General features: G+C 58.6%; 18 protein-coding genes. 12 read left to right on the forward strand and 6 right to left on the reverse strand.

The features are described 5' to 3' along the window. The first annotated feature begins 1 nt into the window (after position 1). From icmH to GNF76_RS15950, 4 genes are read left to right on the forward strand one after another with little or no spacing between them, the layout of a single operon-like run. Positions 2 to 868 carry a type IVB secretion system protein IcmH/DotU gene (gene icmH / locus GNF76_RS15935; protein ID WP_155584100.1) on the forward strand — a complete coding sequence of 289 codons (867 nt, stop codon included), beginning with the start codon at positions 2 to 4 and terminating at the stop codon, positions 866 to 868. Positions 869 to 882: 14 nt separating this feature from the next. Then, positions 883 to 4353, forward strand: coding sequence for a type VI secretion system membrane subunit TssM (tssM, locus tag GNF76_RS15940; protein WP_155584101.1), 3471 nt, complete (start codon positions 883 to 885; stop codon positions 4351 to 4353). Continuing rightward, positions 4350 to 5081: a protein phosphatase 2C domain-containing protein gene (locus tag GNF76_RS15945; protein ID WP_178123360.1), complete on the forward strand. Its 732-nt coding sequence runs from the start codon at positions 4350 to 4352 to the stop codon at positions 5079 to 5081. The genes tssM and GNF76_RS15945 overlap by 4 nt, the downstream gene beginning before the upstream one ends. 50 nt (positions 5082 to 5131) lie before the next feature. Beyond that, on the forward strand, positions 5132 to 6007 hold the full coding sequence (locus tag GNF76_RS15950; protein ID WP_246211924.1) for a serine/threonine-protein kinase: 876 nt from the start codon (positions 5132 to 5134) through the stop codon (positions 6005 to 6007). Here GNF76_RS15950 and GNF76_RS15955 read toward each other — a convergent pair. The 3 genes from GNF76_RS15955 to GNF76_RS15965 form a co-directional block, all read right to left on the reverse strand. Beyond that, positions 5989 to 6318: a DUF6388 family protein gene (locus tag GNF76_RS15955; RefSeq protein ID WP_155584103.1), complete on the reverse strand. Its 330-nt coding sequence runs from the start codon at positions 6316 to 6318 to the stop codon at positions 5989 to 5991. The two genes, GNF76_RS15950 and GNF76_RS15955, sit on opposite strands and share 19 nt — an antisense overlap. Before the next feature lie 36 nt (positions 6319 to 6354). Continuing rightward, entirely contained in the window at positions 6355 to 6612 is a 258-nt protein-coding gene (locus GNF76_RS15960) for a hypothetical protein (protein WP_155584104.1), read from the reverse strand. 332 nt (positions 6613 to 6944) lie between these two features. After that, positions 6945 to 8276 carry a serine hydrolase domain-containing protein gene (locus GNF76_RS15965; protein WP_155584105.1) on the reverse strand — a complete coding sequence of 444 codons (1332 nt, stop codon included), beginning with the start codon at positions 8274 to 8276 and terminating at the stop codon, positions 6945 to 6947. A gap of 304 nt (positions 8277 to 8580) precedes the next feature. On the opposite strand from GNF76_RS15965, the gene GNF76_RS15970 reads away from it, so the two are divergent. Beyond that, complete coding sequence (locus tag GNF76_RS15970; protein ID WP_155584106.1) at positions 8581 to 10653, forward strand: EAL domain-containing protein; 2073 nt, start codon at positions 8581 to 8583, stop codon at positions 10651 to 10653. Here GNF76_RS15970 and GNF76_RS15975 read toward each other — a convergent pair. From GNF76_RS15975 to GNF76_RS15985, 3 genes are read right to left on the reverse strand one after another with little or no spacing between them, the layout of a single operon-like run. Further along, on the reverse strand, positions 10637 to 11485 hold the full coding sequence (locus GNF76_RS15975) for a metal-dependent hydrolase (RefSeq protein WP_155584107.1): 849 nt from the start codon (positions 11483 to 11485) through the stop codon (positions 10637 to 10639). The two genes, GNF76_RS15970 and GNF76_RS15975, sit on opposite strands and share 17 nt — an antisense overlap. A 28-nt stretch (positions 11486 to 11513) precedes the next feature. After that, on the reverse strand, positions 11514 to 12407 hold the full coding sequence (locus GNF76_RS15980; RefSeq protein ID WP_155584108.1) for an SDR family NAD(P)-dependent oxidoreductase: 894 nt from the start codon (positions 12405 to 12407) through the stop codon (positions 11514 to 11516). Further along, positions 12404 to 13957, reverse strand: a complete 1554-nt coding sequence (locus GNF76_RS15985) for a flavin-containing monooxygenase (protein WP_155584109.1) — start codon at positions 13955 to 13957, stop codon at positions 12404 to 12406. Before GNF76_RS15985 ends, GNF76_RS15980 begins: the two co-directional genes overlap by 4 nt. 321 nt (positions 13958 to 14278) lie before the next feature. On the opposite strand from GNF76_RS15985, the gene GNF76_RS15990 reads away from it, so the two are divergent. The 7 genes from GNF76_RS15990 (at position 14279) to GNF76_RS16020 (ending at position 23109) form a co-directional block, all read left to right on the forward strand. Further along, positions 14279 to 15277 carry an alpha/beta fold hydrolase gene (locus tag GNF76_RS15990; RefSeq protein ID WP_155584110.1) on the forward strand — a complete coding sequence of 333 codons (999 nt, stop codon included), beginning with the start codon at positions 14279 to 14281 and terminating at the stop codon, positions 15275 to 15277. A 326-nt stretch (positions 15278 to 15603) separates the two neighbouring features. Continuing rightward, positions 15604 to 16881, forward strand: coding sequence for an alkane 1-monooxygenase (locus tag GNF76_RS15995; RefSeq protein WP_155584111.1), 1278 nt, complete (start codon positions 15604 to 15606; stop codon positions 16879 to 16881). A gap of 146 nt (positions 16882 to 17027) precedes the next feature. Next, complete coding sequence (praA, locus tag GNF76_RS16000; protein ID WP_155584112.1) at positions 17028 to 17525, forward strand: alkane oxidation protein activator PraA; 498 nt, start codon at positions 17028 to 17030, stop codon at positions 17523 to 17525. A gap of 134 nt (positions 17526 to 17659) precedes the next feature. Beyond that, complete coding sequence (praB, locus tag GNF76_RS16005; RefSeq protein WP_155584113.1) at positions 17660 to 18142, forward strand: alkane oxidation protein activator PraB; 483 nt, start codon at positions 17660 to 17662, stop codon at positions 18140 to 18142. 106 nt (positions 18143 to 18248) lie between these two features. Further along, positions 18249 to 18743 (forward strand): alkane oxidation protein activator PraB, encoded by a 495-nt coding sequence (gene praB, locus GNF76_RS16010; protein ID WP_155584114.1) that lies wholly within the window; start codon positions 18249 to 18251, stop codon positions 18741 to 18743. A 117-nt stretch (positions 18744 to 18860) separates the two neighbouring features. Continuing rightward, on the forward strand, positions 18861 to 20306 hold the full coding sequence (locus GNF76_RS16015; protein ID WP_155584115.1) for an outer membrane protein transport protein: 1446 nt from the start codon (positions 18861 to 18863) through the stop codon (positions 20304 to 20306). Between the two features lie 265 nt (positions 20307 to 20571). Beyond that, positions 20572 to 23109 (forward strand): acyl-CoA dehydrogenase, encoded by a 2538-nt coding sequence (locus GNF76_RS16020; protein WP_155584116.1) that lies wholly within the window; start codon positions 20572 to 20574, stop codon positions 23107 to 23109. Positions 23110 to 23113 lie beyond the last annotated feature (4 nt).

A 23113-nucleotide genomic window follows, 5' to 3' on the forward strand; every position in this document is an offset into this window, starting at 1 on the left:
TATGTTGATGGAAAAAGAACAATCACCGGACGAAAAAACGGTTCTGCTTGATCGCCAGGGTCGTGGACCGGAGCAGGGGCCGATCACCGACTTCGCATCGCCGCCGCGCTTCGAACAACTGGAAGACCGAATGGTCTACGCCGCCCGCCTGCAGGGTGCGCAGAACTTCAATCTGGGGCTCAACACCTTGGTGGCAACAGCTTGGGAATTATTGTCCGAGGTGGTTCGGCTCAAGGACAGTGTTGCTCATGAGAATCTTCAGGCGCTGAATGATCGCCTTGCATCCGGTATCGCACTTTTTGAGGCGCGGGCACTGCATGAAGGTGTCGACAACAGTCAGGTTGTGAGCGCGCGTTATGTGCTGTGCAGTGTGATTGATGAAGCGGTCGTGACCACTACTTGGGGCAGTCAGAGCGGCTGGTCGCAAATAAGCCTGCTGAGCCGCTTTCATAACGAAACTTTCGGTGGTGAGAAATTTTTCCTGTTGTTGGAGCGTATGTCGAGGAACCCTCTCAAGCACGTGGCAATGCTTGAGTTGATGTACTTGTGCTTGTCCCTGGGATTCGAGGGCAAGTACCGGGTCATGGAGCGCGGCGTGCTTCACCTGGAGAGTGTTCGGGATGCTCTGTATAGACAGATCAGGCATGTGCGCGGCGATGCCCCCCCGGGTGACCAGGCTGCTCCACCTCGTGGGCGGCAACATCGCAGACTGGTGCGGAGTGTTTCCGTGAGCTGGGTGATGGTCTTTGTCACGGCCTGCCTGTTGATGATGTATTCGGGGTTTGCCTGGGTGCTCGGCGAGCAGCGCGAGAGGGTGCTACAGCCTTATCAGGAACGAGCTCCGTTCATCACTCAAACACACAGGTAATGCAGGGAGCGACCATGAAAGGATTTTTCAAGAGAACTGCTGAGTTCCTGAGTGTTACCTGGCTATGGAGCCTGTTGCTGGTGCTCTTGATAGCCTCGGGAGTGTGGTTTGTCGGGCCTCTTTTGGCAGTCGATGATCACCGATTCTGGCAAGGTTCTGCGACGCGTCTGCTGACTATCAGTGTGCTGTTTCTACTGTGGGGACTGGCGATGGTCTTCTTCAGTCGGCGCGATGTGCCACCGCAGAACAACCCTGAAATTCGACAGCACAAGCAGCTCGTAGAGCATGAGCAAAAGGCGATGCGTGTTCGCTTCCGGGAAGCATTGCACCGTCTGAAAACCTCAAAACGTTACGGTGAGCGCGGCGGGCGCTGGCGCAACGATCTGCCCTGGTACCTGCTGATTGGGAGTACAGGCAGTGGTAAGACTCAATTGCTAGAGTCGGACGGGGTGCAGTTGACGCACGAGAGGATTGATCCCGCGTCGATCCGTAGTGCGAGCTGTGCACGCGATTGTGAGTGGTACTTTGCTGATGAAGGGGTGCTGGTCGAAACCGCAGGACGCTACCTGAGTCAGGCTGCTGATGGGGTGGATGGGGCAGGCTGGTCGATGTTGCTTGAACTGCTGAAACGCCGCAGTCGATCCCGCCCACTCGAGGGTGTGTTGGTGGCTCTTTCGATGGACACGCTGCTTAACGGCAGCGAGCAGGAACTGGAGATCCTTGCGCGCCAGGTCCATAGCCGACTGCAGGACATTCAACAGACCTTGCGTGTTGATTTGCCGATCTATCTGGTCCTGACCCAGGCAGACCGTTTGCCGGGGTTCGCGGAGTTCTTTGATCGGCTGGAAGGTGAGGGCAATGACTCCGCGCTCGGCGCGCGACTTGCTTGTGGCAGGGGCGGCGCCGATGCTGACATTGCCGAGGTGCGCCTGGGATTTGAAGCGCTGCTCCAGCGCCTGAGCAGCGAGATAATCCAGCGCCTGCATCAGGAGAGAAATCTCGAGCGCCGTGGACGGATGCTCGACTTTCCCAATCAGGTCGCCCAGGTGGGTGAGCGCCTATGTCTGTTTATCGAGTTGGCTTTTTCTGCTCATCGTTATCAGCGCGTCAACACCTTGCGCGGTTTCTATTTGACCAGTGCTGGTAGTTGTACTGCCATGGGTGCAGGGATGTCGGTGTCGGAGGGGCAGGGCAAAGGTCCCGGCTCATGGGAAACACGTTCGCGCTTCATCCAGGGGTTGTTCAGTCGGGTGGTTTTTTCCGGGGCCGACCTGGCAGAGCTCGATAGTATCGAGCAGCGCAGGCTTCGGCGTCGCCAGTGTACGCTGGCCCTGGCCGCGCTGCTGGTCGTCGGAGTAACAGGCTTGCTATGGATGCGCAGTTACTCCGTGAACTATCAGCATCTGGAGCAGGTGCGTGACTTGGCCCAGCACCTGCAACCGCCATCATCGGTGAGTGACGCTTTGGTAATCCTGCCCATTCTGGACAATTATCTGACGGCCGCTCGGGTATTTCCGCCGGGAGGTCAGGCAAGGTTGTCCGAGCAGGTTGGGTTATATCAAGGCGACAGTATTCGCCCGGTCCTGGACAAGGCCTATGAACAGACTCTGCAACGCCTGCTGTTGGCGCATGTCAGCGAGATGCTCGAAGAGCAGGTGCGTGCCAGCTTGGGGGATCGGGAGCGATTATCGGACAGCTTGCGGGCGTACCTGATGCTCAACCTGCGAGAGCGGCGTGATCCTGACTGGTTGAAGGAGCGGGTCGCGGATCAATGGTCCTCACGGCACGCCGGTGAAACCGGGGTGCAGCGACGGTTGAATGAACACTTTGAGCGGCTGCTTGAACAACCCTTTGAGCAGACACTCAATGACGAGCTGGTGGCCCAGGCACGCCAGGTGCTGCGGGGAGAGTCGTTGGCCAGTGTGGTGTACCGCGTACTGCGTGAACAGGCGCGTAATCTTGAACCTTATCGTTTCAGCCAGCACCTGGATCCGCGGGGTCGCGTATTCGCCGGAATCGATCAGCCTATACCCGGATTTTACACGCAGCGTTATGTGCGTTATTTCGCTGGGCAAGGAGCCCGACTGGTGAATACCCTCGTGCAAGAGAACTGGGTGCTGGGCGAGGGTACTGACCTGAGTCCGATGGACTTGCGTCGGCTGATGGTGGAGTTGGAGCAGCGTTATTTCAGTGAATATGCCGAAGCCTGGAGCGAGGCGCTTGGTCAGGTTCGCCTGCAAGACACCGACACCGCCAGACAAGGTGCCGAGCAATTGGCTAGCCTGACATCGGCGCAGTCACCATTGTTACAGCTGCTGCAACAGGTAAGGGAGCACACGCGCTTCCCGTCGGCTGCGGAGCGTCTTGATGAGCTGTCTGCCAGTAAACCGGGGCAGGCGGCGCCCTTGGGGCAGGCCGCCCAGGTCGCATTGGACGGCGCTTTGGCCGCCATTCCCAATGAGTCGTTTGATACCGCTCGCCGGGCACTGCAACGTCGTTTCGAGTCCCTGCATCAATTGCTGGATGAACAGCACAATCCTGGAATCGAACTGACCCAGGCCTTGCAGGCGCTCAACCAGTTGCACTTGCAACTGGCGGCGCTGAGCCGAGAGGGGCAGCCGGAGCAGGCGGCATTCGATATGGTCAGAAAGCGGATGCAGGGACAACAGGATGCCCTGAGCGACCTGCGCAATGTCGCCATGCGTTTGCCGTTGCCGCTTGCCTCCTGGATCGACGGCTTGGCTGACACTCATTGGCGTCGAGTGCTCGATGATGCCTACCGCCATGTGAATCAGCGGTATCAGAGTGAGGTGTACGGTTTTTACGCCAAGGCAATCAAGCAACGCTATCCCTTCAATGCACACGCCAGCAGTGATGTTGCCCTTGATGACTTCCACGAATTTTTCAGGCCCCAGGGGGTGATGGCGCGATTCTTTGACGGCTATTTGAGACCTTTTGTCAGTGGTGATGTGGGCCGTTATCGGTTGCTCAGCCTGGATGGCCGCAGTTTACCCATATCTCGGGCGTTGCTTGATCAGTGGGGAAGGGCGCAGGTTATTCGTCGCGGTTTTTTTGCCGATGATCAGGGGCGGCCTCATGTGCGCTTTACGCTTGCACCGTACAGCCTCGACTCGGCGGTAAGCCGCGCGATCTTTCGATTCGGCGGCCAGCAAATGGAGTACCGCCACGGCCCAATTGTGCCCATGGCGTTCCAGTGGCCGACCGAGACTGAAGATGGCCGTAGCAGTCTGGTGTTGGAGCGGGGCGTGGAGCGACCATTGGGCATTGAGAAAAATACCGGGCTTTGGTCGCTGTTCCGGCTGTTCGATCTGATGCAAAGCGAGCCTTTGAGCGGTCGAGATGTGCGGGTGCTCAAGGCCGACCTCGGCGGCTTGCGCGCCAATTACTTGCTGACCAGCCAGAGCACGTCCAGCCCGTTTGATCTGGCGACGTGGCGTACTTTCCGCATCCCGGAGCAGTTGTGACCCGCCGGTACGGCCGTTGGCGCAGCGCTGGACGAACCGACCGCGGCAAGGTCAGAGGTCGCAATGAGGATGCATTTCTCGATTGTCCGCAACAAGGCTGCTGGGCGGTGGCGGACGGGATGGGTGGTCACGAGGCAGGTGACGTTGCCAGTCAACTGGTGGTCAATAACCTGGCCGAGTTGCCAGGGCAAGGCAGTTTTGATGAGCGTCTCCAGGATATTCGACGCTGTCTGCAATGGCTTGATTGGCAGTTGGGACAGGTATTGCCAGTAACGGCTCCCGGTGCTGATTGCATCATGGGGAGCACGGTGGTGGTGCTATTGCTTGAGGGGGATCGTGCGGCCTGCATCTGGGCCGGTGACAGCCGCTGTTATCTCTGGCGGGAACAGGCGTTGTACCAGCTGTCCCGGGATCACTCCTTGATGGAGCAGCTGATCGATGAGCAACGGCTGAGCCTGGAGCAGGCACGAGGACACCCACAGGCCAGGGCCTTGACCCGGGCAGTGGGCGCGCGGGCGCCGTTGACATTGGAGGTACTGGAACTCAGGACCGTTCCTGGGGATGTGTTTCTATTGTGCAGTGATGGTTTGTATGAGGGGCTCAGTCTCGGTGAGTTGGGAGGTGCCTTGAGCCTGAGGACACCGCAGCGCGTGCTGGATCGGTTGTTCGAAGTGGTGTTGCACGGTGTCGCCAGGGACAATTTGACCGCCGTGGTGGTACAGCCATGAGCGATATACAGGCCTGCTCCGGTGCAAGTCCGAACTCGAGGGCCAGCGTCATGCCCTCCTTGCTGGCTGGGCGTTACCGCATTGAGCGAGAGCTGGGTGCGGGCGGCATGGGGGTGGTGTATCGAGCCCGGGATCTGCTGCATGAGCAATTTGGCGAACCTGAGTCCAGTGTGGCGTTGAAGGTGCTGGGGGAAGCGTTTTCCCAGGCCACGGACGGCCATGTGCTGTTGTATAGCGAGTTTGCCCTGACACGTCGCTTGCTGCATGAGCGGGTGATCCGGGCTTACTCGTTTGAAGTGGACACAGCGTGCGAGGTGGCCTTCTACACCATGGAACTGATGACGGGTATGACCCTGGACCGTTTGCTGCTTGAGTGTCCAGGTGGATTGCCGTGGCATGAGTTGCAGCCCATTGCCGTCGGTTTGCTCGACGCATTACGCTATACCCATCAACAAGGCGTGCTGCACGGGGATGTGAAGCCGGGCAATGTCATGGTGGGTGATCAAGGGCTGCGACTGTTTGACTTCGGACTCGGCCAAACTGTCGAACAGGTATCGGTGGGGCTGCCTGGCTTGAACCGTAGTCGATTTAATGCCTGGACCCCGTCCTATGCCGCCCCGGAACTGTTTGATGGTGCACCACTGGCTGCCAGTGCCGACCTCTACGCTGTAGCGTGTGTACTCTATGAATTGGCGCAAGGCCGGTGCGCCTCTGATGGCCACTTGACGAATCGGTCGGCAGCACGCTGGAGCTCTCCCGGAGAGTTACCCCGACACTGTTGGTCAGCGCTGCGTACGGCCATGGATTCTGACCCTCACCGTCGCACTGTGACAATCGGTGAGTTACGAGAGGTGATGGGGGGCGCCAGAAGCGGCATTCAACGCTGGCTCAAGCTTCGAGGTTCTACTCAGCCAACCAAATCATGAAGCTGACAGTATTCGGCCCAGCTCAGCCCGGCCATCTGGGCGACTTCCTTATGGACTTCCAGGCGTCGTGCCTCGAACTCTTCGGGCGACGGTGCCGTCAGTTGCAGCGTCAGTTCCCAGGCGAACAGCCCTTGGCGTTCTGCTTCGGCCTCAAAGGCTTCGTGCAGGCGTTCGGCACGGTATTGCTCAAGGGTTTCTCCCTTGGCCTGGGCGGCCAAGGGGTTCAACGTATTCAGTTCAGTCGCCAGGGCGGGGTGTTGGTTCAAGAACCTGTCCAGGGCAAGCTGATGGTTTTCACCGGGTTGGGACAAAGGCTTACTCCAAAATGAGCAGGTGGTCGATCTGTGTCACAAGGTTCGTTGTAGACGGCTGTTGCGTCTGGCGCGCTTGCGCAAGCGATGGCTTATCCAGGTTTGCAACGGGTCAAGCAGGAAGAACAGCAGGTAGGCCGTCAGCACCAGTGCCAAGTCGATCCAGGTTTCCGCTATTGGCCCTTCAAACAACTCGATACCGACTTTGATCAGAAACAGAAGTGCGACACCACATAACCATAGCAGCACGGTGAAAAACAGAGGGCGTGCACGATTTGAAAGCTTGTGTTGCATGTTGAATACCTTTCCTTGAAGACGCAGGCGGGCTGTGGCCACACCTGTTGAGTCGGCTTTCCCGCTCGGTTCGAAGCGTTTCTTCCCTGACTGCTCCATGTATTTCATGACTGGCCTGGACGGCCTTTGGTTCCCATGACGAGAGTGTTCCTCCGTTGCCAGCGCTTAACCTGTCACGTTGCTGAACAAAAACCGTTTCTGGAAACCGTGCCAACCTGAACAAGCATCTCGAGTCAGGAGCATGACCGTTCGGCCAAGTTAAGACGCAGATAGTAACAATTTCTCCTGTTTATGTGGGTATCAGTCTGTGTAAGAAAGATCCTGAATACCCCTCAAGACTGCGGGATTGCCAGCAACCGTCGTGCCATTGCCTCGAAGGCAGGCAAGGTCACACTGTCGTTGGCGGCATTGCCCGCAATTGGATGAGAAGCGTAGCGGACAATTACCATTTCGGCCTTGGGGTCGATGTAAATGCTTTGGCCATGTACCCCGCGGGCCATGAAGGCGCCGTCCGCGTTATGGGTCACCCACCACATCGAACGGTAGCTCCAGCCTTTCAACTGACCATAGCCTGCTTGGGCAAATGCCTGTTTGTCGCCACCTTGCTGGATATCCTTCACCACGCTTTCGGGCACGATCTGCTGCCCATTGAAGCGCCCACTGTTGCGCAGCATTTCGCCAAACCGTGCCAGGTCCCGCAACCCGGTGTTCAGGCCTCCGCCGGCGAACGGAGTACCAATGGAGTCGACGGTGAAGTAGGCGTCCTGCTCTGCACCGAGTCGGCTCCAGATGCGTTCGCTGAGCAGTTGGGCGACGTTACGTCCCGTGGCTCGGGCAATCACCCAGCCCAGCACATCGGTATTCACCGTTTTATAGCCGAAAGCCCGGCCATGTTTACCCTTTGGCTGAACGGTTTGCAGGAACTCGTAGTAACTGCGTGGCCCGGTGTAGTCCTTGGGCTTGGGCAGCGGATTGCCGGCCTGGGCGTGGGCCCACACTTGGGCGTTGGGGTCTGCGTAGTCTTCGCTGTAGTCCAGGGCGGTGGTCATGTCCAGCACCTGGCGCAGCGTCGCATTGCCAAAGGCTGAACCTGCCAGTTCCGGCACGTAATCGACGATCTTTTTCCCGGCATCGAGTGTGCCGTCCGCCACCAGCATTGCCCCCAGGGTGCCGATCACCGATTTGGTGACTGACATGGCCGCATGTTGCCCGTCTGGCTTGAGCACCCCCAAGTAGCGCTCGTAGACAATGGCCCCGCGATGCAGGACCACGATGCCGTCGGTGTAGGTGGCGTCCAGGGTCTGGCGCCAGGTGAGGGGTTGGCTGGCGCCCACCGGCATTACGGACAGTTCGTCGATCCCCGGCACGGGGTGTTCCGGCAATGCCAGTGGGGCGCCGAGCCCCCGGGAGACGTTGACGGTGGGCATCAACTGGCGAAAATTGGCCACGCTCCAGCGCATGGCCGGGAAGCGGAAATAGCTGCCGTCTTCAAAGCGCAGGGTACGGTCTGCCGGCGGTGGGGCGCCGACCATCCATTTGAGTGTTGCCGGGTCGCTGGCGGCGGCGTCGGGAAACGTCGACTGGGTTGCAGCGCTGGCGACGGTGCCCGCGAGGCAGAGCAGGGCACAGACAGTGACGGTGAAGAGAGGGGAAACTCGCAGCATCAGTAGGCGCCTTGACGTCAGGGAGTCGCTCTGGACAAGGGCATGAAGGTGTTCATGGGCTCGAGTCCGTTCGAGAGGAACGTCGCCTTTTGAGGCAACAGGTTTGGCAAAGGATGGGCCAAACCTGGGCAGCCGACAAGCGATGTGGATCAACGCCGGTGCTGAATATTTGTGCAGCCTGGGGCAAATCGCTTTCGTTTGCGGTATCAGGGCGTGTAGCGTTATAGCCTCGTTGGACGCAACGGCTTAAGCGTCGCTCCCGGTACCGTGAAGGCCAAGGAGCGATGGGGCAGAGGGACATGTCATGGCGCAAACGCTGTTCAAACTCTTCTTCACCCAGCGCCTGGCGGCCTTGGCCAGTACCGAGTCGCTGCGGGCCATACGTGAAGGGTTGTTGTGGATCCTGCCGTGCCTGCTGGTCTCGGCGGGTTTCCTGGTGTTGTCCGAGTGCGCCCAGGTTCTGGGGTTCGACCCGCAACTGGTGACCTTCCTTTCCGGTTTGCACGCCAAGCTCAGCTCGGTGATTCCGTTGCTGGTAGCAGCCTCCATCGGTTACATGCTGGCGATTCAACACCGCCTGCCACAGTTGCCGGTGGCTTTCCTGTGTCTGGCCCATGTGGTGATCGCGACGTTCGTCCTGCGGGATCACCCCCGGGCAGCGGCGACTTTTATATTGTTTATCGCAATTGCTTCGCCGCTGCTCAACGTGCCGATCATTGCCTGGCTGCACCGGCGCCGCTGGACCCGGTTGGTCAACGTGGATCTGGTGGGGCATAACCTCAAGGGCACCATCAATATGGTGCTGCCGGGGGCGATCACGGCAGTGATTCTGGTGTGTGTGCTGTCACTGTTGCTGCAAATTCCTCACATCGCACAGATCGAAGGGCCGATGGCGTTCGATGTGCTGGAGTCGCCGTATACCAGTGGGATGTTCGTCACGGCGGTCAATTCACTGTTGTGGTTTTTTGGTATCCATGGGGTCTATGCCATTCAGCCGTTGTTCGACGTCATGGAGCAGGCCGTTGCCCTCAATGGCGCAGCCCTGGCCGCAGGCGAGCCGATCAAGTACGTGTTGAACGGCGGGCTGCTGGGATGTTTTGCATTCATCGGCGGGTCGGGTGGTTCGTTGTGCCTGCTGCTGGCGATCCTGCTGTTTTCCAAGAGCCAGTCCATGCGCTTATTGGCGGTGGCCAGCCTGCCGTTGTCGCTGTTTAACGTCAGTGAAGTGCTGTTGTTTGGCTTGCCCATTATTCTCAACCCACGGCTGTTCATTCCCTTCCTGTTGGTTCCCGTGCTCAATGCGCTGCTGGCCATGACGGTGGTGCAGATGGGCTGGGTGTCGCCGTCGGTGGTCAGCATACCGTTTACCGCACCGGTGTTACTTAATGCTTACCTGAGCACTCACGGCGACTGGGCGGCGGTGTTGCTGCAAGTCGTACTGGTGGCTGTGGGGACATTGATTTATATGCCTTATGTGCGAGCCATCCATCGGGCAGCAGAGGGCGGGACGGTGTATCTGAAGTCCTTCGATACAACCTTCAGGGGATTGGAGGAGAAGGGGCGCCTGCTGGAGCTGGACCCGGTATTGGCGGCCCATAAAACCCTGGCCCGCCAGGCCAGTGAGTTGAGCCATATCCAGCAGATCAGCGATTACGAGTTTTACCTGGAATTCCAGCCGCAGGTGTCGACGGTCACTGGTTTGTGCACCGGCTGTGAGGCGTTGATGCGCGCGCGCGATACCAAGGGGGTGGTGCATTCACCCTGGGAGTTCCTGCAATGGTTGGCGCAGGCCAGGCTGATGCCGGATGTCGATGTCTGGGTGGCGACCCAGGCGGTGCGGCAATACCAGAAGTGGCAGAAGGTTGGTTTCACGCTGCCCATGACCATCAATATTTCCAGTGCAACCTTGACGTCCAGGGTGTACGGCGACCGTTTGGTGGCGATTCTTGCCCAGGCCCGGGGCCAAGTGTCGGTGGAGATTACCGAAGATGCGCTGGTGGGGGACATTCAGGTGACGCGCCAGATGATCGAGAAGCTGCAGGGGATCGGTGCCAAGGTCTACATCGACGATTTTGGCACCGGCTTTTCCGCCCTGAGTTATTTGCATCAATTCCCGGTGGACTTCATCAAGATCGACCGCAGCTTCGTGGTGGCCCAGCATGACCCCAAAGGTGCCCAGGTGTTGACGGGTTTGTTGCGCTTTTGTGAGGCGTTAAACCTGGGGGTGGTGGTGGAGGGCGTGGAAACCGCCGAGCAGTTGGCCTTCCTGCAGTCTGGATCGGAGCTGATTATCCAGGGCTGGTATTTCAGCAAGGCACTGCCCGGTGATCAATTGCAGGGCTTTGTCCGCGATAGGGCGGTCAAGGCTGCAGGTTAGCTTGCTCCTCATGGGGCCCTTGTACTGCTTCAACCAGCCGATCAATACCGTCCAGGCGTGCCCGGTTGTCATGATCCCAAGGATGAAACCCCGGCTTGAAATAGTGCAGCCAAGGCAGCGCCATCCGCGGAAACACGCCTTTGGGCCCGTACAGAAACTTGAGCATCCGCCAGAACCCCTTCAGATGTCCGCCGGCGCGGCGATCGGCAATCAGCAGGCGCAGGTGGAAATCAAACACCACCAACCAGAAGAACACCGTGGTGAACAGCATCGTACCGGTGCGCAACAGGTAGCGTTTGGGCCCTGGTTTGATCACCGTATTCCAGACGTCAAAGGCCACCGCCTTGTGCTCGGTTTCTTCCAGCGCATGCCAGTGCCACATCTGTTGATAGCTCTGGACCGATACCCCGAAGCGCGAAGGGTCGCTGAGGAGAATTTCGGCCAGCATCGCGGTGTAGTGTTCCAGGGCAATGGTCACCGCCAGGTTGAACGAGGCGGGCAGGTGTTTCTTTTGCAAGTCCAGCATCACTTTCAGTCGGCGGTCCAGGGTGTGTGCCGGCAGGCCAGCGGCTTGCATCAGGTCGTTGTAGGCCACATGTTCACGGCTGTGCATGGCTTCCTGGCCGATGAACCCCTGGACTTCTTTCTTCAACTGCGGGTTTTCGATGTGCTTGCGGTAGTGGCGCACGCTGTCCATGAAGAACAACTCGCCCTGGGGGAATAGCAACGACAAGGCGTTGAAGAAGTGGGTGATGAAGGGGCCTTGTTCATGCCAGTTCTTGATGCGTTCGGCAGGCAGGGCAAAATGGAGATCGCGACGAATGGGCAGCATAGTGGGTGCTCCATGGCGTAATGAGGGATCAGAGACGGTGTTCGTCCTGGGCTTCAAAGAGCGGTGCCTTGGACTTTTTTGGCGCCATGCGTTTGCTGGTGAATACCACCAGCGCTTGGTAAGCCGCCGGTAGGCAACGGGCCAGCAGATCCAGGGCGTAGGCGTCGCGGCCGATCAGCACGCGGCGTTTGTTTTTGCGCACGCCGTGCAGGATCACTTTGGCGGCTTGGTCGGCGTCGGTGATGAACAGTTTTTCGCAGTCGGCCCGGGCCTGTTGTTCGCTGTGGATCAAAAAGCCGGTCATGTTGGGATCGATTCGACTGCTGCGACAGATGTCGGTGCGAATCCCTCCGGGGTGCACGCAGGTGGCCGAAACGCCGCAGCGCTGCAGGTCCAGCTCTTGACGCAGGGATTCGGTAAAACCGCGTACGGCGAACTTGGTGGCGTTGTAGCCGCTCATGCCGGGTTGAGCGAACAGGCCGAACACGCTGGACGTATTGATCACATGCCCGTCGCCCGAGGCCTTGAGGTACGGCAGGAACGCCTTGGTGCCGTGGACCACCCCCCAGAAGTTGATGCCGACAATCCATTCCAGATCGGCGTAGTCCACGCCTTCCACAGTGCTCGACAGGGCGACCCCGGCATTGTTGAAAATCAGGTTGACCTGGCCATGCTCGGCAAAGCAGCGGGCGGCCCAGTCGAGCATCGCCTGGCGGTCGGAAACATCCACCACTTCAGAGGTGACGAGCACCGGTGACAGGGTTGAGGTCTTCACCTGTTCCACGGTCTGTGCCAGGCCTTGGCTGTTCTTGTCAGCCAGGGCCAGGTGGCAGCCCTCCCGGGCCAATGCCAATGCCAGCGCGCGCCCCATGCCTGATGCGGCGCCGGTGATTGCCGCTACGCGGCCGGTAAATGATTTCATGACAGGCTGCCCTCCGCCGTAGTGCGGGGTTGTGCGATGGGACGTGAGCCAGCCGTAACAGGTGCAGTGCCAACTACGTAATCCTTGAGGGCAAACTGTCGGGTGACCTGTTTGAAGCGCCAGGTCGAGCCGGGCCACAAGGTGGTGTTTTTGCCGGTGCGCGGGTCCAGGTACCAGCTTTGGCAACCGCCGGTGGACCAGATGGTGCGCTTGAGTTTTTCTTGCAGGTTGAGGTTGTAGGCGCTTTCCACGGCGGGCTTGACGTCAACCGTGTCGATTCGCTGTCGCTGCATCTGCCGCAGGGCATCAAGGATGTAGGTGACCTGGGCTTCGATCATCAGAATCATCGAGTTATGCCCCAGCCCGGTGTTGGGGCCGACAATCAGGAACAGGTTGGGATAGCCCGGCACCGTGGTGCCCAGGTAGGCATGGGCGCCATCGCGCCAGGTGTCCATGATGTCGACGCCGTGGCGGCCAATGATACAGCCGCGGGGCAGGGGATCAGTGGCCTGGAAGCCGGTGCCGAAAATCAGGCAATCCGCCGGGTGCTTGATGCCGTCGGCGGTAATCACGCCATCGGCTTCGATACGCAACACGCTGTTGGTGACCACTTGGACATTGCTGCGTGCGAGTGCCGGGTAGTAGTCGTTGGAAATCAGCACGCGCTTGCAGCCGATGGTGTAGTCGGGGGTCAGGGTCTTGCGCAGGGAAGGGCGGGCCACTTGTTTATGCAGGTGACGCAGGGCGATCTTTTGCACCATCTTCATGAGCGCCGGGTGCAGGGCAAAACCGACCACGCGGCCTTCCAGAGCCCAATAGAACGCACCACGCACCAGGCGTTGGGTGAAGGGCAGGTGCTTGAAGGCCCAGCGTTCAAAACCTGAAACCGGCCGGTCCCGTTTGGGCATGATCCACGGCGGGGTACGTTGGAACAGGTCCAGATGCGCCACGTGCGGCGCGATCTTTGGCACGAACTGAATGGCACTGGCACCGGTGCCGATCACCGCCACGCGTTTACCTTTCAATGAATAGTCGTGGTCCCACTGCTGAGAGTGGAAGCGTTTGCCCTTGAAGCTGTCCAGGCCAGGAATGTCCGGCAGCGCGGGGCGTGACAGGCCTCCCATGCCTGATATCAGTACCCGGGCACTGACCTGGCGGCCATTGCTGAAACTCAGGTGCCAGCGTTGTTGTGCATCATCGAATACGGCCTGATCCAGGCCCATACCGAAGCGCAAGTAAGGCGCCAGCTCGTAACGCTGGGCGCACTGTTCCAGGTAGGCGCGGATCTCGGCTTGGGGGGCGAACTGGCGTGTCCAGTCCGGGTTGGGTGCGAAGGAAAACGAATAGACATGGGATTGCACGTCGCAGGCGCAACCGGGGTAGTGGTTGTCGCGCCAAGTGCCGCCGAGGGTGTCCGCCTGCTCGGCAATAAAGAAATCGTGCAGGCCCGCTTCCTTGAGTTTGATCGCCATACACAGCCCGGCAAAGCCTGAGCCAATGATGGCGATGTCGACACTGTCCCTCCTGCTGTCCTGCTGGTAGGCATTCATAAGGTGTCCCTCGTTGGTGCTGTGCGCCTGACGGGTTGAGGCATCGGATTGGCTCCTGTTTTTGTTATGGCTTGGGCGAGCTGATTCGCCACAAACAGATAGAACACCATTGCAAAGAAAAATTGAATTAATTATTTTAAAAAACATTTTAAATAATGTGCCTGAAAAATATCGCCTACGCTACGAACCAGTTCCTCAGGTGCGAGCTGTCCGACGGACGAGCGTGTTACGCATGCAGCAGGGTCCAGGGTGTGGACGATTGGCTGGGGGCTCGATCAATTCCGGTCGACCTCCAAGCACAGGGAAGCAGAGGACCGAGCTATGGCTGTTGAATGGGTTGTTGCTGCGGGTGTGTTTGTGGGAGCCAGTGCGGTGTTATGGGGCATCAGTGCCTGGATGACGCGGCGTATCGAAGCGGCTGTTCCGATCAACGGGCGCTTTCTGGAGGTCGATGGCGAGCGCTTTCACTATGTAGAAGAGGGCAAGGGCCCGCCGCTGGTGATGATCCACGGCTTGATGGGCAGCAGCCGTAACCTGACCTATGCCTTGTCGGCGCAGTTGCGTGAGCATTTCCGGGTAATCACCCTCGATCGACCGGGTTCAGGTTATTCCACGCGCCATAAAGGCACGCCGGCGGACCTTCCGGCCCAGGCACGGCAAGTCGCGACGTTTATTAAGACCCTGGACCTGGGCCAACCGCTGGTGCTGGGGCATTCCCTCGGCGGTGCAATCTCTCTGGCGCTGGCCCTCGATCATCCCCACGCGGTTTCAGGTGTGATCCTGGTGGCGCCGCTGACTCATCCCCAACCCATGTTGCCGCTGGTGTTCTGGTCACTCGCAGTGCGCCCGGCATGGCTGCGGCGCTGGGTGTCGCACACCCTTGCCGCGCCCCTGGGGATGTTGACCAAAGGCTCGGTGGTCAAGGGGGTGTTTGCGCCCGAGGTCGCCCCGGATGACTTCGCCACCCGTGGCGGCGGCTTGCTGGGCATGCGCCCGGATAACTTCTATGCCGCCTCCAGCGAGATTGCTCTGGTCAACGATTACCTGCCGGAGATGGTCAAGCGTTACCCGCAACTCAGTCTGCCGATGGGCCTGATCTATGGCTCACAGGACAAGGCGCTGGACTTTCGCAAGCATGGCCAGGCCCTGGCGGACAAGGTACCGGGGCTAAAACTGCAATTGGTCGATGGGGCCGGGCATATGTTGCCGATCACCGTGCCGGAGCGCGTTGCGGCGCTGGTCGAGCAGGTGGCCAAGCGTGCCAGGCCAGCGCAAAACGCCACGATCCTGCACCCGCCCTTTGCCCAGGCGAGCAAATAATTGTGACAATCACGGCGTGCTCAATAGTCCTCAACGCTTGCTCTAGACACCTGACCAGATAGATGAAAAAGAGACTGTACGGTCACGCTTGAAAGGGCTCGAGAAAGTAGTTGACGACCTAACGATTACGCGCTATTTATTTAAAAAAATATTTCAATGTTTGTTTTGAAATGATTTTTGAAGTGCCTAAGAGCGAATAAAATAATGAAAAAAACGTCTTTTATCGCATGGTTGATTTCCTGGAGCAGTCATCGCTCCTTGAACCTGTTCACTGTTCATTTTGCTTCCCAGCCATGCCGCGTAGCGCCAAGCGCCCGGAGGTTGCCATGAATCAGACTCTGGCAGCCCCGCACGTCTGGACTGACGGCAAGCGCCACCTGTGGTGGCTCGGCATCATGCCCCTGGCTACTCCGTTGCTCTCCGGCGCCCTCGCCATTACCACCGGGGTACAACAATTATGGTGGGTCGGCGTACTGGTGATCTTCGGCCTGATCCCGCTGATCGACGGCCTGTTGGGCGAAGATGTCAGCAACCCGCCGGAATCCGCCGTCAGCGGTCTTGAATCCCAAAGCTACTATCGCTGGATCGTCTACACCGGCGTCCTGTTTGTCATCTCTTCGGTGATCATTACCGGTTGGCTGGCGGTCAGCGGCATCGACTGGATCATCAGTGGTGGCCTGTTGCACGCTACCGCTTCGATGGATCCGTCCAGCTGGATGGCGCAAACCGCCCGCTTCATCACCGCCCGCACACAGTTGCATGGCGAAGTCAGTTGGCTCACTTACCTGGGCATGGCCATGTCCACCGGCGCCGCCACCGGGATTGCCATCAATACAGCCCATGAGCTGGGTCACAAGCCACGCCTGTTGGAGATCATCCTGGCGAAGATCACCCTGGCACCGACCTTCTATGGCCACTTCTACACCGAACATAACCGTGGCCACCACGTCCGTGTTGCGACACCGGAAGATCCGGCCAGCTCGCGGCTGGGGGAGAGCTTCTGGGCCTTCCTGCCACGCTCGGTATGGTTCAGCGCGCGCTCGGCCTGGAACCTGGAACGCGAGCGTCTGCGCAAACTGGGGTTGCCGGTCTGGCATTGGAAGAACGGTGTGCTCAGTGCCTGGATGTACAGCGTGGTGTTGTGGGGCGCGATGATCGCGTGGCTGGGGATGGGGGTGATTCCGTTCCTGGTGATTCAGGGGGTCTACGGCTTCTCGCTGCTGGAAGTAGTGAACTACGTCGAGCACTACGGTTTGATGCGCCAGAAATTGCCTAACGGTCGTTATGAACGTTGCTCGCCTCGGCACTCCTGGAACAGCAATCGAATTGTCACCAACATTTTTCTGTTCCAGTTGCAGCGTCATTCCGATCACCACGCCAACCCGACGCGCAGTTATCAATCCTTGCGCCACTTTGATGAGTCACCCCAACTGCCTTATGGCTACGCGAGCATGATTGTCTGGGCGTATGTGCCGTACTTGTGGCGCCGCCGGATGGATCACCGGGTACTCAAACATTATTCGGGTGACGTGACATTGGCCAACATCCACCCGCCAAAACGCTTGAAGATGCTGGAGAAGTACGGCAACACCAGTAGTTTCTGATGTGAAGTAGAACGTTGTTGAAGTACTCGGGATCTGTGTATCGCGCAGGTTTTTATCGCCCCAGGTTTGCCGGTTTCGAGTACTGCTTAGTTGCACGAAAGTTGTTTGACCCGAACAAAAATAAAACCAAGGGAAGGGCGTCAACCATGCAAACCACTGCCAAGTTCACCACCCATATTGTGCTGGCTGCACTGGGTCTTATTGTCTATCACCAGGCCCAGGCTGCTGCACGTATCGAACCCGCCGGCAGCGCGTTTACCGCCCAGGGTCCTATCAGTTTTTCCAAAGGCGCCCTCATCAGCGCCGACTGCACCATCAAAGTGGCCGGCAAGGTGGCGGCGGATGGGGCGTCGGTCAGTGTCGACAAAGTCGTGTTCGACGGCGGCCTCAAGTGCAGTCGGGTCGAAGCGACAAACTTGCCCTGGATATTGGTGGCCAAAGATACCAAGAGTGGCTCGATGTCAAAAATCAGCGTCGACGTGCATGCGTTCGGCCTGGGTGGCAAGTGCGGCCCATCCACCGCCGATGGAACTTGGGATAACGCCACTGGCAAGTTGGAAGCTGCAAACGTGCCCATCGGCGAAGACTGCACGATTAAAACGGTGTCGATCAAAATGCCGCCGACCTTCAAGGTCGTCGAGTAAGCGTATTCGAATGTTGTAGCGGTAACTGAATTGAAATTTGGCTGGAAAGGGAAGTTCTGCAGTTTCACCGTGACCTCTCGATCATGGCCATTACCCCCCGGCGAAATGATTCGCCATACATGTGAGGAAAAACAATGAAAAGCTTGAAAACCCTCGTTTGTGCAACTTCTTTCGCAATGTGTTTTGGCGCCGCTTCCATGGCGACTGCTGCTTCGGTCTCGCCGGAAGGTCCGTTCTCGACGAATGCGGGCACCATTGTAGTGAAGTCGCCTTCGTCCTTCGGTGCCGCCGTGACCTGCGGCATTACCTTTACCGGCAACGTTAGCGGTGGCGTGGCTTCGATCAACGGTGCAACACTGACCGGTGGCGGTCTGTGCGGTCTGCCTAAGCTGACCAACATTCCTTGGGTGCTGACTGCGGCGTCTCCTACCACCGGGACTGTGACCAACGTCGGCTATCAGATCACCTCGATCCCTGCCACCAACTGCGGTCCAACCACTATTGCCGTCGCTTGGACAGCCGGCACTAAAACCCTCTCGGCTGCCAGTCAAGCGCTGAGCGGCAACTGCACCGTGGTGTCGCTGAGCGTTGTGGCACCAACGCTGTCGGTTAATTAATACCTGCAAGACTCCGTAAAGGGTTGATCACCCGTTAAAAGACCGGTGCCTCGCAAGAGGCGCCGGTCAACGATAAACATGATGTTGATCGTTCGAGGGACTGAACATGAACGGCCTGTCGAAAATAATTATAAATGGAGCACTATTGGTCGGGTTTAGTAGTGCAACTTATATGGCCAGTGCAGCGAGTTTTGTACCCCCAGGAATGTTCTCCGGTGCGGGCGGTACAATCACCATAAAAACGCCGACTACTTTTGGTTCGCCAGTGACATGTGGCATCAGTGTGAATGGAAGTATCGGCGAGTTTACGGAGCCGAGGATTACCGGGGTCAGCATTACCGGTGCTGGTGTTTGCGGGTTGTTGAAGGCCAACTATTTGTCATGGCCGCTGAGGGCCGATTCCCTGACTTCCGGTTATTTATCTGAGGTGGGATTCACTATCAAGGGCATCTTGCCGGCTACGAATTGCGGGTTCGGCACAATGAATATTAACTGGAATAATGTGAGCAAGCGCTTGACCGTATCTAATCAAGCGCTGTCCGGGAACTGCACAGTGGTCTCCCTGGAAATTGTATTGCCCTCGCTTTCGATCGCTAACTGAGAAGTGTTGGGAGCAAGAAGTTGGTAGGTCTTAAAAGTTAGCGTATCTGAATATTGATTTTAGCGGTGCATGGGACTCTGGATAGCGTTGGTCGCGAATAATAACAAGGGGTAAAAAATGTATAATAAAAAACAACACGCTCGCACCCTGCTAGGGCTGGCATTGCTGGGAGGGCTGATGACTTCCACACCGACACAGGCGGGTGGTTTTTCCACCCCCACTTATGGCGCACCAGGCTGGGGCCGTGCCTTTGGTGGTGGTTCACTGTTCAAGAACGACCCAAGTGCCGCTTATAACAACCCGGCGGCCATGGCGTTCATAGATTCGACCATTGCACAACAAACGGTCGATTACGCCCGGGTCAAGATTAAATACAGCGGCCAGGCTTATGACTACGCGGGTAACCCCGTGACCAATACACCTGTTCTTGATGACCAGGGCACGATGGGAGATCCCACGCTCAACAATAATAACGGTGGGCAGGGTGGGTTCACCGCGTGGCTGCCTACTGGATTTCTGGTCATTCCCATGGGCGACCGCTTTGCCTTCGGCTTAAGCCAGGTTGTGCCACAAGGGATGCGTACCACTTGGAGTGAAGACTCGAAATTTCGCGACTTCGCGGTTGACACCAAAATTGAAACTATCGGCCTTACCGGTTCTTTGTCGTTCAAGGTCAATGACGAGTTCTCTGTGGGCGGCGGTGCAATTGTTCAGCGTAGCCAAGGTTTCGTCAGCCAGAACGTTGATCTGCTGGCGGCAGCGGCGGTCTCTCCTGGCCTGGGAGGTTCCGCGTTTCCATCAGGGGTCGGTGAGTCATTGATCCGGGTAAAAGTCGATAACATCTCGGTTGGCTGGTTTGCGGGCGTAGTGTGGAAACCGACCCTGCAAGACACCCTTGGCTTGAACTATCACGCCAAGATCAAAAACAAGATGACCGGTAAATACAACTTCAAGACCGATGCCATCGGCCGTAACGCCATGACCAACCCGATAGGGCCCAACGGCGAGACTTTGGTGGAAATGGCTTACCCAGGGCTCAAGCTGTTTCCGGACGGCGCTCATGCCAGCACCCAACTGGACATCCCGGCCACGGCTTCCATTGACTGGGTACACCAGTTCAACGACCGCTGGACGTTGGGTATGAGCGCTACCTGGACCGAATGGTCATCGTTCCAGGACCTGACGCTCAAGTCCCAGGGCATGACCATTGTGGCGATTCCGTATAACTACAAAAACTCGTGGATGACGTCGATTGGTGGCGATTACAAAGCCACTGACCAACTCACCTTGCGTGCCGGTGTCGCGTACGACCAGACACCGACCCGCAACTCCACCCGTGACCCACGGATTCCGGACGGTGATCGCTACTTCCTGGCATTTGGCGCCGGTTATGACATCAAGGCTGTGCCAGGCCTGACCATTGATGGCGCGTACTCGCATCAGTTCGTGCAAAAGGTCAACCTCAAGACCAAGAACGTCGATCGACTGGGCGCAGCCCAACTGGACGGCACTGCCGAGTCCTCGGGTGACGTGGTCAGCCTGTCGGCCACCTACAAGTTCTGAAGTCGTCCAAGGCAACCGGGGAGAGGGTATCAAGCGCATCTTGATGCTCGCTCCGCGGGGTTAACCAGGCACTCGTTCCATTCTCCTTTCCTGTTGAACAACAAGGCTGACCCGTTCAGCCGCTATTTTTTCGTCAAAGCATTAAATATAAATTTAAAAACATAATTTGAAATTATCTTTCCAAGTTTGTAGTGTGGTTTTACGCCGCAGGTCTTCTCGATCTGCCTCCGTATTGGCTACGCCCTGAATCAAGTGAGGTATCTCCATGGTTATCTGGTTATTGGTGGGACTCGCTGCGGCGATTGCCCTGGCGTATCGACAAGCCGCTGCCACCCTGTGGCTGGGCGCCGGCCTGATCTGGTTGGCGGGTGGTTATCTGTTCAACGCCGTGGCAGGTTTTGGTGCCACGGTCACGATGCTGCTGCTGGTGTTACCGGCGCTGTTGCTGTCGATCAAACCCCTGCGCCGCAGCCTGTTGACGAACAAGGCCCTGGGCCTGTTTCGCACGATCATGCCGGCGATGTCCGACACCGAACGTGCTGCCATCGAGTCCGGGACCGTGTGGTGGGACGCCGAACTCTTCAGTGGCAAACCCCGTTGGGAGCGCCTGCTGCAAGCCGCACCGGCCAGCCTGACGGTTGAGGAACAAGCCTTCCTCGATAACGAAGTGGAAACCCTCTGCGACATCGCCAACGACTGGGAAACCACCCAGATCTGGCAAGACATGTCGCCTGAAGGCTGGCAGTACACCAAGGACGCCGGTTTCCTGGGGATGATCATTCCCAAGCAATACGGCGGCAAAGGCTTCTCCCACTACGCGCACTCCCAGGTGGTGATGAAGCTGTCGACCCGGTGCTCGGCGGCGGCGATTTCGGTGATGGTGCCTAATTCACTGGGCCCGGCCGAACTGCTGCTGCACTACGGTACCGACGCCCAGCGCAATTACTATCTGCCACGCCTGGCCCGGGGCGAAGACATCCCGTGCTTCGCCCTGACCAGCCCGTATGCTGGCTCCGACGCCGGGGCGATTCCTGACCTGGGCATCGTCTGCAAAGGGATGCACGAAGGCCAGGAAGTGCTGGGCTTCAGCGTCACGTGGGACAAGCGCTACATCACCCTCGGCCCGATCGCCACGGTACTCGGCCTGGCGTTTCGCGCCGAAGATCCGGACGGCCTGCTGGGCCAGCCCGGTTCCCTGGGCATCACCTGTGCACTGATCCCGACGACTCATCCGGGCGTGAACAGCGGCCGCCGTCACTGGCCCCTCAACGCGGTGTTCCAGAACGGTCCTACCACTGGCAAGGATGTCTTCATTCCCCTGGAATGGGTTATCGGCGGCCGGGAACAAGTGGGCAATGGCTGGCGCATGTTGATGGAATGCCTGGCCGCCGGGCGCGCCATTTCCCTGCCGTCGGCCAACGTCGGCCTGGGCAAGGTCGCGGTACGCGGCACCACGGCCTATGCGGCGATGCGCAAACAGTTCGGGCTGCCCATCGGCAAGTTCGAAGGGGTGCAGGCACCGCTGGCCCGTATGGCCGGGCATTTGTATGCCTGTGATGCGGTGCGCAAGGTGTCGGTGGCGGCCCTGGATGCCGGTGAAAAGCCGTCGGTGATTTCTGCGATTGCCAAATACCACGTCACCGAACGTGCGCGGATCATCGTCAACGACGGCATGGACATCGTGGCCGGCAAAGGCATCTGCATGGGGCCGAACAACTTCCTGGCCCGGGCCTATCAGCAAAGCCCCATCGCCATCACCGTGGAAGGCGCGAACATCATGACCCGCTGCCTGATCATCTACGGCCAGGGCCTGATTCGTTGCCATCCCTATGTGTTCCGCGAGATGGAAGCCGCACGCAACACTGATCGGCGCAAGGCGTTGGTGGATTTCGACAGCGCGATGTTCGGTCATCTGAGCTTTGTACTGGCCAATACCGTACGGGCTGCGGTGCATTCGTTGACGGGCGGGCGGCTGATTTCCGTGCCGGGCAAGACCGAGCCGGCCCTGGCGTCCTACTACCGCCAGGCCAATCGTCTGTCGGTGGTGCTGGCGTTGATTTCCGATATTTCCATGGGCGTGCTGGGCGGTGCCCTCAAGCGCAAGGAAAGTATCACCGGGCGCCTGGGGGATATTCTGTCCCAGCTGTACATCCTCTCCTGCGTACTCAAGCGCTTCGAGGACGACGGTCGGCCCCAGGCGGATTTGCCGCTGGTGCATTGGGCGGCGCAGGACGCGTTGTTGCGTGCTCATGAGGCCTTGGCGGAAGTGCTCGACAACTACCCGTCGAAACCGGCGGCAGCGGTGGTCCGTGGCTTGAGTTTTCCGTTCGGCATCCCCCAGCGCAAACCCTCGGATCGATTGCTCGCCCAAGTGGCCGAGCTGGTGCAAATCCCGGGCGAAACCCGCGACCGCCTGCTGGCCAACTCCTACGTGCCACGGCCGGAAATCGACAAGCTGGCCTACGGCGAACTGGCGTTGCGCCTGTTGCCACAAGTGGAAGTCATTGATGCGCGTCTCAAGATGGCGGTCAAGCAGGGCCTGATCGAACCGATGCCGATTTCTGGCACCGCGTTTACTGCCTGGCGCATCAAGGCGCGGGCACAGGACCTGATCAGCGACGACGAGGACACGCTGCTGGGCCGCTATGTGGAATATGCCGATCACGGTATCCAGGTGGACGACTTCCCACAGGACTTCGGATTGCTGGAGGCGTTGCAGCAGCGTCAGCAGGCGCTGGAACAGGCGGCCAAGCCCAGTGTGAAAAAGCGCGTGAACCAAGGCGAAAACGCATCGGTTAACTAAATAG

Source organism: Pseudomonas spelaei (assembly GCF_009724245.1).
In the GTDB taxonomy this organism is placed as follows: domain Bacteria; phylum Pseudomonadota; class Gammaproteobacteria; order Pseudomonadales; family Pseudomonadaceae; genus Aquipseudomonas; species Aquipseudomonas spelaei.